Origin of the sequence: Sphingopyxis sp. MC1 (assembly GCF_000371385.1) — a bacterium.
GTDB lineage: Bacteria > Pseudomonadota > Alphaproteobacteria > Sphingomonadales > Sphingomonadaceae > Sphingopyxis > Sphingopyxis terrae.
Window position 1 is genome coordinate 345,474 of record NZ_AOUN01000002.1, and the last position, 14,126, is coordinate 359,599.

Below are 14,126 nucleotides of genomic sequence, written 5' to 3' on the forward strand. Positions count from 1 at the left end.
CCGTATTACACCCCCAATACAGAGCGCGCAATCGCTCGTGCGGCGACGTGCTGTCACGCGCGTCTTTAGTGCATATGGCGCAGCTTGTCGGGGTTACGCACGACATAGATGCCGACGACCAGCCCATCCTCGATTTCCAGCGCCGTCGTCTGATATTCGCCGTCGGCCTCGCGCGTTACGAAGCCGGGCAGTCCGTTGATCGTCCCGACCTCGACCAGCGTCGAGGCATATTTTCCGAACAGGACCGCCAGGCTGCGATGCACCCGCATGACGAGGTTGAAGCCGAGTACCGGCTGCATCGCCGCGGGCCGCTTGCCGCCGCCATCGGACCACATGCCGACATCGGCCGCGAGCAAATTGCCGAGCGCGCTCATGTCGCCGCTCCGCGACGCCGCGAAGAAGGCGCTGGCGATTTCGAGTCCGCGCTCGCGCTCGAGCCGATAGCGCGGGCGCGCGTCGCGGACGTGGGCGCGGGCACGGGTCGCGAGCTGGCGCGTCGCCGCCGCATCGCGGCCAATCGTCGCCGCGACTTCGTCGAACCCGACGCCGAAGACGTCATGGAGCAGAAAGGCCGCGCGTTCGAGCGGTGATAGCCGTTCGAGCGCAAGCATCAGCGGCAGCGTAACATCGTCGTCGGGCTCCTCGCCGACAATCGGATCGGGAAGCCACGGTCCGACATAGGTTTCGCGCCGCACCCGCGCCGATTTGAGCTGGTCGAGACAAAGCCGCGTCACGGTGCGCCGCAGAAAGGCAGCAGGTTCATGCACCGACGCACGATCGGCGCCGAGCCAGCGGATGAAGGCATCCTGGACCACATCCTCGGCATCGGCGACCGAGCCGAGCATGCGATAGGCGACGCGCGTCAGCAGCGGACGCAGCGGATCGAAACTCGCCGCCGCATCCGCCGCTTCCGCATGCGAAGGTGCCGTCGCTGTCACGCGGCGCGCGCCGGCTGTTCGAGCCAAAGGTCGAAACCGACCGCGATGCGGTTCCATCCGTTGATGATGTTGATCATCAGCGTCAGCTTCACCTGTTCCTCCGGCGTGAATTCGGCCTCGAGCGCTGCCTTGGCTTCGCCCTGTGTGTGACCCTGCGACAGGCGCGTCAAGGCGTCCGTCCAGGCGAGCGCCGCGCGTTCGCGGGGCGTATAGCAGGGCGCCTCGCGCCAGGCCGAAAGCAGATAGATGCGCTGCTCGCTCTCGCCGCCGGCGCGGGCTTCGGCGGTGTGCATGTTGATGCAATTGGCGCAGCCGTTGACGATCGAGGCGCGGATCTTGACGAGTTCGGTCAGGCTTTTCTCGAGGCTGTCCTGCACCGCGAGCGAAACCGCCATCCACTGCTTCATCAACTGCGGCGCTGCGGCGAAGGGTTCGGTTACCTTGGTCATCTCATCACTCCTTTGTTCGGGTTGTGCCGACATGACGAGGCAGCGCCGGTCGATTGTGACATGGCGCACGAAAAAATTTCGCGACGACGCTCTTTTGCGATAGCGTCGCGCATCGACAACGACCGAAGGGGGCGTGTGATGAAGTTTCTCGATGGATATCGTGAACAGGCCTATGCGCTGCTGCGCATCGTCGCCGGCCTGCTGTTCCTCGCGCACGGGGTGCAGAAATTCTTCAATTTCCCGACCGATTTTCCGATGCCGCTCAACCCGCTGCTCTATGCCGCCGGAACGATCGAACTCGTCGCGGGCGCGCTGATCATCATCGGCCTGTTCACGCGGCCCGCGGCCTTCATCGCCAGCGGCATGTCGGCGGTCGGCTATTGGGTCGTTCACGCGCCGAACGGGCTCTATCCGATCGTCAACGGCGGCGAGACGATCATCCTCTATACCTTCATCTTCCTGTTCATCGCGACGCGCGGCGCCGGGATATGGAGCATCGACGCCAGCCGCTCCAAAGACTGAACGGCTTTCGCGTCAGGGCGCCGTCGCTCTCAGCTTCCCGGCCCCTCATAGGCTTCGACGATCCGCCCGACGATCGGGTGACGCACGACGTCGGCGCTCGTGAAGCGGCTGACGTTGATGCCTTCGAGCCCTTCGAGCCGCGCGACCGCATCGGCGAGGCCCGATGTCGCGGGCAGCGGCAGGTCGACCTGCTTCGGGTCGCCGCAGATCACCATGCGGCTGTTCATGCCGAAGCGGGTGAGGAACATCTTCATCTGCGGGATCGTCGTATTCTGCGCTTCGTCGAGGATGATGAAGGCATCGGCAAGCGTGCGCCCGCGCATGAAGGCGAGCGGGGCAATCTCGATCTCTCCGCTCGCGATGCGACGTTCGACCTGCTCGGCGGGCAGGCAATCGTGCAGCGCGTCGTAGAGCGGACGCAGATAGGGATCGACCTTTTCCTTCATGTCGCCAGGCAGGAAGCCGAGCTTCTCGCCCGCTTCGACCGCGGGGCGCGACAGGATCAGGCGCTGGACGCTGCCGGTGATGAGCTGCGCGACGGCCTGCGCAACCGCAAGATAGGTCTTGCCCGTGCCCGCGGGACCGAGCGCGAAAATCACGTCGTCGCGTGCCAGCGCCTGCATATAGGGAATTTGCGAGGGCGCACGCGGGACGATCGTCTTTTTGCGCGTGCGGATCATCACCGGCGGCGCGTCGCTGGTTTCGTGGCGGATGATGCCGTCGAGCGTCGGCTGCGCCGTCATCGCGATCACCGCATCGACCAGCCCGCTGTCGATCTCTTCACCGCGTTCGATCCGCGTATAAATTTCGGTCAGCACATCGCGCGCCCGCGCCGCGGCTTCGGCCTCCCCTTCGATCTGCACGCGGTTGCCGCGCGCCGAAATATAAACGCCGAGCCTGTTCTCGATCGCCACCAGATTACGGTCAAACTCGCCGAACAATATGCCCAGAAGCTGGGTTCGCTCGAACTCCACCGACAATCGGACGCGGTCGCCGGGTTCGGCGGGCGATGCGGCGGTCAGCGGGCGTTTCGACACGTGGGCAGGGCTCCTTCTTTCAGTAACAACCTGTGTACTCCCGCGAAGGCGGGAGTCCATCTCCCGTGGCACCGGAATGCGGCGAAAAGAGATGGGTCCCCGCCTTCGCGGGGACACCCAAACTCAAAGCCGGCACTAGGCAACCGCTTCCATCAACGGCTCGGCGCCAAGGCTGTTCGGGCCGGCCGATGTAATCCGCACATCGACCATGTCGCCGATCGCCAGCCCCGGCGCCGTCACATGCACCGATTGCAGCCAGGGTGACTTGCCGATCAACTGGCCGTCATGCTTGCCCTTGCGTTCGAGCAGCAGGCGCGTCGCGCGCCCGACCGTCGCTTCATTGAACGCCTGTTGCTGCTGATTGAGCAGCGCCTGCAGCCGCTGGAGGCGGTCGTTCATCACCGCTTCGTCGATCTGTTCGTCCATCGTCGCTGCGGGCGTGCCAGGGCGGCGCGAATATTTGAAGCTGTACGCCATCGCGTAATTGGTCGCGCGCACGATATCGAGCGTCGCCTCGAAATCGGCGTCGCTCTCACCGGGAAAGCCGACGATGAAGTCACCCGAGATCGCAATATCGGGACGCGCCGCGCGAACGCGCTCGATGACGCGCAAATAGCTGTCGACGCTATGGCTGCGGTTCATCGCCGCCAGAATGCGATCGCTGCCCGCCTGCACCGGCAGGTGAAGGAAGGGCATCAGCTTTTCGATCTCGCCATGCGCCGCGATCAGCCCGTCGGTCATGTCGTTGGGGTGGCTGGTGGTATAGCGGATGCGCTCCAGCCCGTCCTCCCGCGCAAGCTCGCGGATCAGGCCGTCGAGGCCGATCGCCCGGCCCTTGTCATCCTCGCCGTCCCACGCGTTTACATTCTGCCCGAGCAGGGTGATTTCGCGCACCCCGCCCGCGATGAGCGCGCGCGCCTCGGCGATCAGGTCGGCGAAGGGCCGGCTGATCTCGGCGCCGCGCGTATAGGGCACGACGCAATAGGTACAGAATTTGTCGCACCCTTCCTGCACGGTCAGAAAGGCCGTCGGGCGCTGACCACCCGCGCGCTTCGGCAGCGCGCCGAACTTGCTTTCGAGCGGCATGTCGAGGTCGATCGCCTTTTCGCCGCGTTCGGCGCGCGCGATCAGGTCGGGCAACCGGTGATAGGCCTGCGGGCCGACGACGACATCGACGCTCGGCGCGCGACGCGCGATCTCGGCGCCCTCGGCCTGCGCGACGCAGCCTGCGACCGCGATCGTCGGCGTGCTCCCGTCCTCGCGCTTCAGTCGGCCGATGTCCGAATAGACCTTCTCGGCCGCCTTTTCGCGGATGTGACAGGTGTTGAGCACGACCAGATCGGCGTCGGCGCCATCGGCGGCGGGAACATAACCCTGCGTCCCCAGCATCTCCGCCATGCGTTCGCCGTCATAGACGTTCATCTGGCAGCCGAAGGATTTGACGTGGAAGGTCTTGGCGGGATTTTTGGCGGGGGAGTCGGATGTCATCGGCGCCCTATAGGCGATGGCGGCTGATCGCGGAAGGGTTTGGCGTCTCCGCCATGGCGCCGGCGATCGCGGCGCGCGCAGCCTCGGCCAACAGCTTGCGGTCCGCCTCGGCATCGTTGGGCAGCGGATCGAGATAATGGATGGTCAATGTGATCGGCCGCTTGCGCGCCAGCAGACGCTTGAAATTGTCGAGGCCGGATTCGGGATCGAGCCACGCGATATCGGGCGCATCGACCCCATAGTCGAGGAACACCGGCTGCACCTGAAGCCGCGGCGGCGTCGGGATCACCGCCTGCAACAGCGACGGCCGGAATGGCAGCAAGCCGTCGCCCGGCCCCGTCGTCCCCTCGGGAAACAGCGTCACCGGGCGCCCGCGCGCGAGCGCATTGCGCAGATCGTTCGTCTGATTGTGAATCTCGCGCTTCGCCTCGCGCTGGACATAGATGGTGTGATTCTGGTCGGCGAGCCAGCCGACGAGCGGCGTCGTGCCGACCTCGGCCTTGGACACGAAGGCCGATCGCGCCGCACCGCCGAGCGCCAGAATGTCGAGCCAGCTGACATGGTTCGACACGAACAGGACATCGCGGCGCAGCCGCGTGCCGGTCGTCGTGATCCGCAATCCCGCGATCCAGCCGACCGCATTCAGAAAGGCCATGACCATCGGCGATGGCCGCCCGATGGCGCGGTAGAAAAGGTGCGGGACGATCAGGAAAAGGAGCGTCAGCACCATCAGCGCAAGGCGAAAGACCGAGCGCCAGGTGATCCGGGCGCGATCAGTCGCGCTTGCGATCGATGGCGACACCGTAAAGCTCCATGCGGTGATCGACGAGGCGGAAGCCCAGCCGTTCGGCGATCACCTTCTGCAACGCTTCGAGTTCGGGATCGACGAATTCGATCACCTTGCCCGTTTCGACGTCGATCAGATGATCGTGATGCGCCTCAGGCGCGGCTTCGTAGCGCGAACGGCCGTCGCCGAAATCATGGCGGTCGAGGATGCCCGCTTCTTCGAACAGGCGCACGGTGCGATAAACGGTCGCGATCGAAATGCCGCTGTCGATCTTCGACGCGCGCTCGTACAGCGTTTCGACGTCGGGATGATCTTCGGAATCCGAAATCACGCGCGCGATGATGCGACGCTGTTCGGTAATCCGCAGGCCCTTTTCGTGGCAAAGGGCTTCAAGATCGATGGAACCGGGCATGATGGCCTTTCGTGCAAAGCGCGCAGGTCGCGTCCTGTTTCTTCAATCTGTATAGGGTCGCCCCGCGCATAGAACAAGGGCGGCGCCCCCCCGGCACCGCCCCTGCATTCTGCGCCGTGAAAAGCTCAGACTTTCTTGCGCTTGCGGCCACCGCCGCGTCCCTTGGTGCCCAGGCCGATCTCCTTGGCGAGCGCGCGCCGGCGTTCGGCATAATTGGGCGCAACCATCGGATAATCGGCCGGAAGGCCCCACTTTGCGCGATAATCGTCGGGGGTCATGCCATAGTGGGTCATCAGGTGGCGGCGAAGCATTTTCAGCTTTTTGCCGTCTTCCAGACACACGATGTGATCGGGCTTCACCGACGCGCGGATCGACACCGCGGGCACCGGCTTTTCTTCCTCGACCGGCTTTTCGCCAAGGTTCGACAAGGCTGTGTGGACGTTATTGATCAGGATCGCGAGATCGGAAATCGCGACGCTGTTATTGCTGACGTGCGCCGCGACGATGTCGGCAGTCAGTGTGACGAGCATTTCATTTGTATCGGCAGACTCCGACATGAAACTCATTCCCCATATAAAGACCCGGATAATCAGCGATTTGATTATTGGGGGGTTTATACCCCGAGGAAATTCATGCCATTTTGGTGGGAATTTCGCAATGCCTCAATTGCTAATGATCGGCGTCCTTGACTGGGCGCCGCATCGTAATCGCATCGCGCATTACGCCATCGCGCCCGCGATAATAAGCAGGGCGCCGTCCGCACTCCGTAAAACCCGCTGCGCGATAAAGATGAATCGCATCATTGTCGGCCCGCATTTCAAGGAAATAGTCTTCGGCGCCTTCGCCCGATGCCCAATTCTGCCAGTCGGTCATGAGTTTTTTTGCGACGCCGCGGCCGCGAAAGGCCGGGTCGACGGCGAGCAGGAGCAACTCGCTTTCGGGACCGGCGATCCGCGCCGCATAAAAGCCGCACGCCCGCTCCCCGGCCCATGCCAGACAAATCCGTGCCGAAGGGAGCGCGAACAGCGTCAGCAACTGACCTGCGCTCCACGCTTCGCCATAGGCGGGATCGAACGCCGCATCCATGATCCGCATCGCCGCGTTCAGGTCCGCGACGCGCGCGGTGGCGATCCGCACCGCCTCGCTCATGGCGTCGCCATCGGTTTTGCGTCGGGTGCCCGCCCGTAAATGGGACGGGGGTCGTCGAACAGGGCTTCCGCCGGCAGCGCAGGCAGCGCACGCGCGTCGGGCAGCATCGCCAGCGCCTCGCCGAAGCCGCGGCGCGCCACAAAGGCTTCAGCGCGATTGCCGACGATCAACGCATCCCCGTTCGCGATGGCGGCGTCGGGCAACAGCGATTGCACCGGCCCGCGCGGCGTCAGGTCGGCGTCGAAGGGCTGGACGAACCATTGGCCGTGCCCGCCCTCCATGACGACGAGCGCGCCGCCTGCCGCCGCAATCGGCTCGGCCGCCGCCGCGGCGACGAGGGCCGGGGTCGAAAAGCCGCGCACGGGGACGCCCCAGGCCAGTCCCAGCGCGCGCGCCGCCGCGACGCCGATGCGCACGCCGGCAAAGCTGCCCGGCCCGCAGCCAACCAATATCCCGGCCGCTCGTCCCCCGCCTTGCAGTTCGGCGATCAGGGGAACCAGCCGCTCGGCATGGCCGCGTCCGATCACCTCGTGCCGCGCATCGACCACGCGCGCGCGATCGATCAGCGCGACCGTGCAGGCCTCGCTGGCACAATCGATGACGAGCCGGAGCGCGTCAGGCGATGCGGTTGAAGCGGTCAAAGTCCGGCCGCGGGCTGCGGTCGAAGATGCTCGCCGGATCGCCATAGCCCAGCGTCGAGATGAAATTGCTCTTCACATTGGGCGTATCGGCGAAAAAGGCGGCGTCGACAGCGTCGTTGTTGAACCCCGACATCGGCCCGGTATCGAGCCCGAGCGCCCGCGCGGCTAGGATGAAATAGCCGCCCTGCAGGCTGGAGTTGCGGAACGCGGTGGTCGCGGCGTGCGGCGCATTGCCCGCAAACCAGCTCCGCGCGTCGGTGTGCGGAAACAGCTCGGGCAGATGTTCGTAGAATTCATTGTCCATCGCGATGATCGCGGTGACCGGCGCCTTCAATATCTTTTCGGCGTTCGCGGGCATCGACAGCGCAGCGAGCTTTTCCTTGGCATCGTCCGAAACGCACCAGACGATGCGCGCCGGTAGACTGTTCGCGCTCGTCGGGCCGAATTTCATCAGATCCCAGATCGCGCGAAGCTGCGCGTCCGACACCGGCTTGTCGAGATAGCCGTTATAGGTACGCGCGGTGCGGAAAAGCTGGTCGAGGGCGCTGTCGGAAAGCGGCTCGCTCATCGGGACATACTCCTGTGGCTGGGATCAGATCAGACCGCGTGGACGGCGGTGACTTCGGGAACATAATGTTTGAGCAGCGACTCGATCCCGTTCTTGAGCGTCGCGGTCGACGAGGGACAGCCGGCGCAGGCGCCCTGCATCTTCAGATAGACATTGCCCTTGTCGAACCCGCGATAGACGATATCGCCGCCGTCGTTGGCGACCGCCGGGCGGACGCGCGTTTCGATCAGTTCCTTGATCTGGTCGATGATGTCGGCATCGGCCGGGTCGTCGGCAAAGCCCCCCTCCGCCTCGCCCGGAACACTGATCCCCGCGGCGCTCGCCGGGTTGAACAGCGGCATATCGCCCAGGAAATGATCCATGATGATGCCCAGCACATCGGGCTTCGCCATCGACCATTCGGCGCCGGGCGCGATCGTCACCGACACGAAGTCGCGCCCGAAGAAGACGCCGCTCACATCGCCGAGGGTGAACAACGCCTGCGCCAAGGGCGAGGCTTCGGCCTCTTCGGGGCTGGCAAAGTCGCGGGTTCCCGTTTCCATGACCGGACGGCCGGGCAGGAATTTGAGCGTCGCGGGGTTCGGCGTCGATTCGGTTTCGATCAGCATTGGTCGCATTTGGGACCGGGCGGCCCTTTGTGCAAGGCGCCGCGCCGCGCTACACGCCAAATATGCGCCCATTCACCCATTTTGCCGCCATCGACTGGTCGGGCGCCCGCGGCGCGCGCCAGCGTGGTATAGCACTCGCCGTGGCGAGCGGCGCGGCGGCGCCCGCGCTCGTCCGGCCGGGGCATGTCTGGTCGCGCGCGGAAATATTCGACTGGCTCTGCGACGTCGCAGTACAAGGCACCGACATGCTGATCGGCTTCGATTTTTCGGCTGCTTTCGCCTTTGCCGACCGCGACGCCTATTTCCCCCAATGGCCCGACAGTCCGCCCGATATGCGCGCGCTATGGGCGCTCGTCGCGCGCCATGCGGCGGACGATCCGCATTTCGAGGCGCATGGCTTTCTCAATCATGCGGAGGCCCGCCGCCATTTCCGTCACGCAAAGGGCGATGTCGGCGACTTGTTCGAGGGTGGCGCAGGACGGCTGCGTATCGTCGAACAGCATCAGCGCGCGACCCGCCAGGCGGCTAGCGTGAGCAATTTCAACCTCGTCGGCGCGGCACAGGTCGGCAAGGCCAGCCTGTCGGGGATGCGGCTGCTCCACCATCTCGGCGGCGCCCTCCCGCTCTGGCCGCTCGATCCAGCGCCCCCGCGCGGCCCGCTGCTCGTCGAAATCTACACCGCGCTTGCCGCCCGCGCCGCGGGCGTGCCCGCCGGGCGCAGCAAGATCCGCGACGGCGCCGCACTCGATACCGCGCTTGCAGCGCTCGGTTCGCCGCCGGCTGGGCTCGCAGGGCCGGTCAGCGACCATGCGAGCGACGCGCTGCTCAGCGCCGCATGGCTCCGCGCGATCGCCGCCGATGCCGCACCCTGGTCCCCCGCACCGCTCACCCCGGCGATCGCATGCACCGAGGGCTGGACCTTTAGCATAATTTGACGCAAGGGGCGCGAACGCGCCGGCTTAGCTCAGTTGGTAGAGCAACCGCCTTGTAAGCGGTAGGTCGTCAGTTCGAGTCTGACAGCCGGCACCATCGCGCCCGATAACAGGCTCATCGCGCCATCCGCAATTTGCATTGAAAGCCGATGCATTCGGTCACGCCAGTCGCCAAGGCAGTTCCAGAGAGACACCGAAGCGGCCCTCGCCAACAGGCCCGGACTTCATCGCGTAATTGCCCTGGAAGCGAGCGCGTAATCGTTCGGCCACATTCTTGAGGCCCACTCCCAAACCCGACGTCTTCGGCATATCCCCGTCATCATTCCGGGGCATGTCGTTTTCGATCGCGATGCACAGCCGATCCCCTGCCCGGCAGGCCCTGACCAATATTTCAACCCTGCCGCGGGTCGCACCCACGCCATGCTTGAGAGCATTTTCGATGAGCGGTTGCAGGATAAGGCTCGGGACCAACGCATCGGCCACATCGGCGTCGGTGGCTATCGAAAAGCTCATGCGGTCGGAAAACCGCTCGCGTTCGATCTCCAGATATTCTCGCTGCAGGGCGATTTCATCAGCAAGCGGAACGTCATGGAATGGATCGAGCGCCAATGTGGTCCGCAGAAAGATGGAGAGGGAAAGCACCATGCGTTCGGCTTGCGTGGCGGCACCTTCTTCGATCAGCCCGGCAATCGAATTGAGCGTGTTGAACAGGAAATGCGGATTTATCTGATAGCGCAGCGCGCGCATCTGGGCGCTCAGCGCCTCTTCCCGAATGGCGGCGAGACGCACCTTGCGGTCGTTCAACTCGAACGCATAGATCAACGCGACGAACAGACAGCCCCAGGCGAAAAAAATCGCCCATGCCGCTCCAAAATAGACCGTGAGGTCCGTCGTGCGTATTGGTGCGAGATGCAGAATCGCCGCGATTGCGGGGTACAATGCATGGAAACCTGCCCATAGTGCAGCCAGCACAACCGACAGCAAAAAGGCCGCGATCATCAGGAGAGGTAACGAATCTTCCGAAGTACGACGTCGCACCGATCGCTCGTGCAGCATGAAGATGAGGTAGGACAGGCCAAGCGCCAATGCCGAGAGCGATACAAAATCTACAAATCTGTATAGCAGGAAGGATCGTGAGACGTCGCTCGTCGCGCCGATGATGAATGCCGCAACAATCATGACAAAAACCCAGAACGCGATGCCGAATCTGATCGTGGCAATACGAATGCCCCGCGCATTTGCCGGTCGGTTTCTGAAATTCACGTCCAGCGCTATGTCATCGGGATTCATGACAGCTCCCTCCGGCCCCTGTTGCACGCCGCAAGCTCTGCACCGGCGTTTCGGCCGACACCGGCCGAAACACCATATGTCGCGACTTGCCGTCCGTTGTGAACGATCATCGCGCCGCCTTACCGCCGATAATCCTTGGCCCTGAGGCCATATTTCGTCAGGCGGTCGTAAAGCGTCTTGCGCGGCAGCGACAATCTTTGCTGCACCTCGTCCACCTGTCCCTTTGCGTCGCGCAGCGCGTCCTCGATCACCGCGCGTTCGAAGCGGGCAACCATTTCGCGCAGGCTTTGCGGCTCTGCACGGTCCGCCGAGCCTTGTGCGATGCGCGTCAGACCCGTGGCGAAGTTGCGCGCGAAGGTGCGCAGTTCGCGTATATTGCCCGGCCAGTCGTGGCTCAACAGATGGCGCCATTCGGCTTCGCCGAGATCGCTCGTCTCCAGTTCCAGTTCGGCCTCGAACGCGGCCACAAATTCGCGGAAGAGATCGGGAATATCTTCGCGCCGGCTCGCCAGATCGGGCAGCGCGATGGCAATGCCGCCGAGCCGGTGGAGCAGTGCGGGATCGAGCGGCCGGGCGCCTTCTCCTTCGCCCGCGCTGCGCGAGATGGCGATGATACGGACGTCGACCGAACGTGGTCGCTCGGCGCCGATCGCGAGGAAACGGCGCGTGTCGATCAGGCTCAGCAACTGGGCTTTGGCGCGCTCGGGAATGCTCTCGATCTCGTCGAGAACCAGCGTGCCGCCTTGCGCGCGTTCGACGAGGCCCGACCGTGACAGCGCCACCGAAGGATCGCGCCCGAACAGGATCAGATTCGCGTCGTCGTGCATCAGAACGCCGGCATCGACGGTCACGAAGGGCCTGTCGCGCCGCGGGCTGAGGTCGTGGACCAGCCGCGCGACGAAATTCTTGCCCACGCCCGTCGGCCCGGAGATCATCAGGTCGACATCGGCACGCGCGACTTCGGCGATCAGGCGCTGCAGCCGCTCGGCGGTCTGCGACGAGCCGCCGATCCGCCGATGCTCCCGTTCGCGCAACGCGTCGCGCAGGCGCCGGTTTTCGAGCACCAGCGCGCGCCGGTCGTGCGCCCGGCCGATCGCATGCACCAGCCGCGAGACCGAATAGGGCTTGGTAAAAAAGTCCGCCGCACCATTTTTCATCGCCTCGACGGCCATCGCGACATCGCCATGCGCGGTCGTGAAAATCACCTGCATTTCGGGATCGAGCGCGCGCAGATGGTCGAAAAAGGCGATCCCGTCCATTCCGGGCATACGAATATCGCTGACGATCACGCCGGCAAAGGCGGGGTTGACGGCGCGCAGCGCAGATAAGGCGTCGGCGTGGGCCGAGACCTCGAAACCTTCGAGCGTCAGCGCCTGCACCGTCGCCTCGCGCAGCGTCTCGTCATCCTCGACGAAAAGGACCGTTGGCCGCACGCCGGTCATGCGCGCGGGATCGTCATGACGAAGGTCGTCGCGGATGCATCCGCATCATAGGCAAGCTCGCCGCCAAGATCGCGCATGATGTCGCGCGCGATGACAAGGCCGAGGCCGAGGCCGTCGGGCTTGGTCGTCGCGAAGGGCCGGAACAGATCGTCGGCCTGCGCCAGCGAAAGCGGCGTCCCGCTGTCGATCACGCGCAGGCAGACGGCATCGCCGCCCGCATCGACGGCGACTGTCACCCTGCCCCCTTCTCCGGCGGCATCGAGCGCATTTTGCAGCAGGTTGACCAGCACCTGTTCGAGCCGGACATGTTCGGCGGCGACGACGACCTGCGTTGCCTCCTCGGGCGGCAGGTCGATGGCGACGTGCATCGACCGGATGCGATCGCGCAGCAGCAGCAGCGCCCCGTCGATCGCCTCGCCGAGCGGCATTTCGCGGCGGTCGGCCGGCTGCCGCCGACTGAAGCGCCGCAGTTCGCCGGTGATCCGTCCGATCCGATCCGCCAGATCGACGATGCGGGCAAAATTGCCCGACGCCTGCTCGACCTCGCCGGCCGCGAGCATCTTTTGCCCATTTTCCGCAAAAACCCGCGCCGCGGCGACCGGCTGCCCGATCTCGTGCCCGACGCCAGCCGATATCTGGCCGAGCGTCGCCAGTCGGTTGGCCTGCGATAGCTGTTCGCGCAGCGTGCGGGTTCGCTCGTCGAGCAGCGCTTGCGCGCGCGCATCGCGGCGTCGGCGCATCACGACGCCCGTCGCGGCAAGGACCGCCAGCACCAGAAAGCCGAGCGCCAGCGCCAGCCGCCCAGTCGCCACCGCCGCATCGACGCGCTGCGCCGGATCGGCGAGCAGGTGCAGCACCCATCCGTCGGGAAGGATCGGCTGCCGCGTGTCGAGCAGCGGGATACGCACCGCCTCGCCCTCATTGGGCGAAACGATCGCGAGCGGGCGCAGCGTCCGGATGCCGAACTGTCGCAGATCGGCCTCGGCATCGCGCGCGTCGGTGCTCGCGCCTTGGGCCAGATGAAACCGCCAACGCTCGTCGCTTGCCAGCAGCACTACCCCGTCGCGATCGGTCACATAGACGCGCTGGGCCGTGTCGCGCCAACTCCTCTCGAGCCCGTCGAACTCCACCTTCACCGCGACGACGCCGAGCGGCGCGGCGCGCGTCCCGATGCGCCGCGCGATGTATAGCCCCGGCTCGCGGCTGACGGTGCCGAGCGCGAACTGGGTGGCCGATCCGTTGGCGAGCGCATCGTGAAAATAGCGGCGAAAGGCATATTTCGACCCGACGAAACTGGTCGGCAGCCGCCAGTTGCTCGCCGCGAGCGTCGTGCCGTCGGCGCGCATCACATAGATCGCCGCCGCCGCCGATTGGCGCGCAAGCGCCTCGAGCCGCCCGTTGAGCGCCGCCACCGAAGCGCCGTCGCCCGCAGCCAGCGCGCGCACCTGCGGATCGTCGGCGAGCGCGATCGGAAGCAGGCTGAACTTGTCGAGCTCGCTGCGCAGGCTCGACGCCAATATCGCCGCGTCGTTACGCGCAAGTCCGGCCTGCTCGGACAGCGCGCGATCGTGCATCACCCGATCGGTGATCGCGACCGCGAGCGCGACGACGAGCAAGGTGCATAGCCCCGCAGCCAAAGCCCAGCGCCGCGCGCGCAGATCGATTCCCAGCACCGTCATCGCTCGATTGATGTGCGAATATCCGCACTTTGTATATCCGAAATATGCGGAAATCTGCACAAATTTGATCGGAGATCATCATAAGCCGTTGTTTTATATAGAGCTGAAGGGAGGCAGCGCGATCGTTGCGCCCGCCGCGAACCATCCTAGAATTCCCGCAACGGCCGGTTCGAGCCGGCGGACA

General features: G+C 65.0%; 16 protein-coding genes and 1 tRNA gene. 3 read left to right on the plus strand and 14 right to left on the minus strand.

Features of this window, described 5'->3' with window-relative positions:
• Positions 1 to 65: 65 nt before the first annotated feature.
• Positions 66 to 938 (minus strand): sigma-70 family RNA polymerase sigma factor, encoded by an 873-nt coding sequence (locus EBMC1_RS02185; RefSeq protein WP_003039871.1) that lies wholly within the window; start codon positions 936 to 938, stop codon positions 66 to 68.
• Positions 935 to 1,387 (minus strand): carboxymuconolactone decarboxylase family protein, encoded by a 453-nt coding sequence (locus EBMC1_RS02190; RefSeq protein WP_003039873.1) that lies wholly within the window; start codon positions 1,385 to 1,387, stop codon positions 935 to 937. Before EBMC1_RS02190 ends, EBMC1_RS02185 begins: the two co-directional genes overlap by 4 nt.
• A gap of 138 nt (positions 1,388 to 1,525) precedes the next feature.
• Here EBMC1_RS02190 and EBMC1_RS02195 point away from each other — a divergent pair, with 138 nt between their 5' ends.
• Positions 1,526 to 1,909 carry a DoxX family protein gene (locus EBMC1_RS02195; protein WP_003039876.1) on the plus strand — a complete coding sequence of 128 codons (384 nt, stop codon included), beginning with the start codon at positions 1,526 to 1,528 and terminating at the stop codon, positions 1,907 to 1,909.
• A 29-nt stretch (positions 1,910 to 1,938) separates the two neighbouring features.
• Here the strand turns inward: EBMC1_RS02195 and EBMC1_RS02200 are convergent, their stop codons facing one another.
• The 9 genes from EBMC1_RS02200 to EBMC1_RS02240 form a co-directional block, all read right to left on the minus strand.
• Complete coding sequence (locus EBMC1_RS02200) at positions 1,939 to 2,946, minus strand: PhoH family protein (protein ID WP_003039878.1); 1,008 nt, start codon at positions 2,944 to 2,946, stop codon at positions 1,939 to 1,941.
• Between the two features lie 135 nt (positions 2,947 to 3,081).
• Positions 3,082 to 4,434, minus strand: a complete 1,353-nt coding sequence (gene miaB, locus EBMC1_RS02205) for a tRNA (N6-isopentenyl adenosine(37)-C2)-methylthiotransferase MiaB (RefSeq protein WP_003039879.1) — start codon at positions 4,432 to 4,434, stop codon at positions 3,082 to 3,084.
• A gap of 7 nt (positions 4,435 to 4,441) precedes the next feature.
• On the minus strand, positions 4,442 to 5,236 hold the full coding sequence (locus EBMC1_RS02210) for a lysophospholipid acyltransferase family protein (protein ID WP_003039881.1): 795 nt from the start codon (positions 5,234 to 5,236) through the stop codon (positions 4,442 to 4,444).
• Positions 5,208 to 5,633, minus strand: a complete 426-nt coding sequence (locus EBMC1_RS02215) for a Fur family transcriptional regulator (RefSeq protein ID WP_003039883.1) — start codon at positions 5,631 to 5,633, stop codon at positions 5,208 to 5,210. Before EBMC1_RS02215 ends, EBMC1_RS02210 begins: the two co-directional genes overlap by 29 nt.
• Positions 5,634 to 5,758: 125 nt before the next feature.
• Complete coding sequence (locus EBMC1_RS02220; RefSeq protein ID WP_003039884.1) at positions 5,759 to 6,190, minus strand: MucR family transcriptional regulator; 432 nt, start codon at positions 6,188 to 6,190, stop codon at positions 5,759 to 5,761.
• Positions 6,191 to 6,302: 112 nt separating this feature from the next.
• Positions 6,303 to 6,782 carry a GNAT family N-acetyltransferase gene (locus EBMC1_RS02225; protein ID WP_003039886.1) on the minus strand — a complete coding sequence of 160 codons (480 nt, stop codon included), beginning with the start codon at positions 6,780 to 6,782 and terminating at the stop codon, positions 6,303 to 6,305.
• Entirely contained in the window at positions 6,779 to 7,423 is a 645-nt protein-coding gene (tsaB, locus tag EBMC1_RS02230) for a tRNA (adenosine(37)-N6)-threonylcarbamoyltransferase complex dimerization subunit type 1 TsaB (RefSeq protein ID WP_003039887.1), read from the minus strand. The genes EBMC1_RS02225 and tsaB overlap by 4 nt, the downstream gene beginning before the upstream one ends.
• Entirely contained in the window at positions 7,398 to 7,991 is a 594-nt protein-coding gene (locus EBMC1_RS02235; protein ID WP_003039889.1) for a malonic semialdehyde reductase, read from the minus strand. The genes tsaB and EBMC1_RS02235 overlap by 26 nt, the downstream gene beginning before the upstream one ends.
• 29 nt (positions 7,992 to 8,020) lie before the next feature.
• On the minus strand, positions 8,021 to 8,599 hold the full coding sequence (locus EBMC1_RS02240; RefSeq protein ID WP_003039891.1) for a NifU family protein: 579 nt from the start codon (positions 8,597 to 8,599) through the stop codon (positions 8,021 to 8,023).
• 62 nt (positions 8,600 to 8,661) lie between these two features.
• Here EBMC1_RS02240 and EBMC1_RS02245 point away from each other — a divergent pair, with 62 nt between their 5' ends.
• Both EBMC1_RS02245 and EBMC1_RS02250 read left to right on the plus strand, forming a co-directional pair.
• A complete protein-coding gene (locus EBMC1_RS02245; protein ID WP_040589315.1) occupies positions 8,662 to 9,534 on the plus strand; it encodes a hypothetical protein in 873 nt (290 codons plus the stop codon).
• 18 nt (positions 9,535 to 9,552) lie between these two features.
• Positions 9,553 to 9,628: transfer RNA gene (locus EBMC1_RS02250), tRNA-Thr, on the plus strand.
• 62 nt (positions 9,629 to 9,690) lie between these two features.
• Here EBMC1_RS02250 and EBMC1_RS02255 read toward each other — a convergent pair.
• The 3 genes from EBMC1_RS02255 to EBMC1_RS02265 all read right to left on the minus strand — a co-directional run bounded on the left by EBMC1_RS02255 (position 9,691) and on the right by EBMC1_RS02265 (position 13,942).
• On the minus strand, positions 9,691 to 10,821 hold the full coding sequence (locus EBMC1_RS02255) for a sensor histidine kinase (RefSeq protein WP_003039902.1): 1,131 nt from the start codon (positions 10,819 to 10,821) through the stop codon (positions 9,691 to 9,693).
• Between the two features lie 119 nt (positions 10,822 to 10,940).
• On the minus strand, positions 10,941 to 12,263 hold the full coding sequence (locus EBMC1_RS02260; RefSeq protein ID WP_003039905.1) for a sigma-54-dependent transcriptional regulator: 1,323 nt from the start codon (positions 12,261 to 12,263) through the stop codon (positions 10,941 to 10,943).
• On the minus strand, positions 12,260 to 13,942 hold the full coding sequence (locus tag EBMC1_RS02265; RefSeq protein ID WP_040589148.1) for a sensor histidine kinase: 1,683 nt from the start codon (positions 13,940 to 13,942) through the stop codon (positions 12,260 to 12,262). The genes EBMC1_RS02260 and EBMC1_RS02265 overlap by 4 nt, the downstream gene beginning before the upstream one ends.
• Positions 13,943 to 14,126: the final 184 nt, after the last annotated feature.

Excerpts from the sequence above, each read along its gene's own strand:
- EBMC1_RS02190 (WP_003039873.1), bottom strand. The coding sequence starts at position 1,387 with ATGACCAAGGTAACCGAACCCTTCGCCGCAGCGCCGCAGTTGATGAAG.
- EBMC1_RS02195 (WP_003039876.1), top strand. The coding sequence starts at position 1,526 with ATGAAGTTTCTCGATGGATATCGTGAACAGGCCTATGCGCTGCTGCGC.
- miaB (WP_003039879.1), bottom strand. The coding sequence starts at position 4,434 with ATGACATCCGACTCCCCCGCCAAAAATCCCGCCAAGACCTTCCACGTC.
- EBMC1_RS02215 (WP_003039883.1), bottom strand. The coding sequence starts at position 5,633 with ATGCCCGGTTCCATCGATCTTGAAGCCCTTTGCCACGAAAAGGGCCTG.
- EBMC1_RS02220 (WP_003039884.1), bottom strand. The coding sequence starts at position 6,190 with ATGTCGGAGTCTGCCGATACAAATGAAATGCTCGTCACACTGACTGCC.
- EBMC1_RS02225 (WP_003039886.1), bottom strand. The coding sequence starts at position 6,782 with ATGAGCGAGGCGGTGCGGATCGCCACCGCGCGCGTCGCGGACCTGAAC.
- EBMC1_RS02235 (WP_003039889.1), bottom strand. The coding sequence starts at position 7,991 with ATGAGCGAGCCGCTTTCCGACAGCGCCCTCGACCAGCTTTTCCGCACC.
- EBMC1_RS02240 (WP_003039891.1), bottom strand. The coding sequence starts at position 8,599 with ATGCTGATCGAAACCGAATCGACGCCGAACCCCGCGACGCTCAAATTC.
- EBMC1_RS02245 (WP_040589315.1), top strand. The coding sequence starts at position 8,662 with ATGCGCCCATTCACCCATTTTGCCGCCATCGACTGGTCGGGCGCCCGC.
- EBMC1_RS02255 (WP_003039902.1), bottom strand. The coding sequence starts at position 10,821 with ATGAATCCCGATGACATAGCGCTGGACGTGAATTTCAGAAACCGACCG.
- EBMC1_RS02260 (WP_003039905.1), bottom strand. The coding sequence starts at position 12,263 with ATGACCGGCGTGCGGCCAACGGTCCTTTTCGTCGAGGATGACGAGACG.
- EBMC1_RS02265 (WP_040589148.1), bottom strand. The coding sequence starts at position 13,942 with ATGACGGTGCTGGGAATCGATCTGCGCGCGCGGCGCTGGGCTTTGGCT.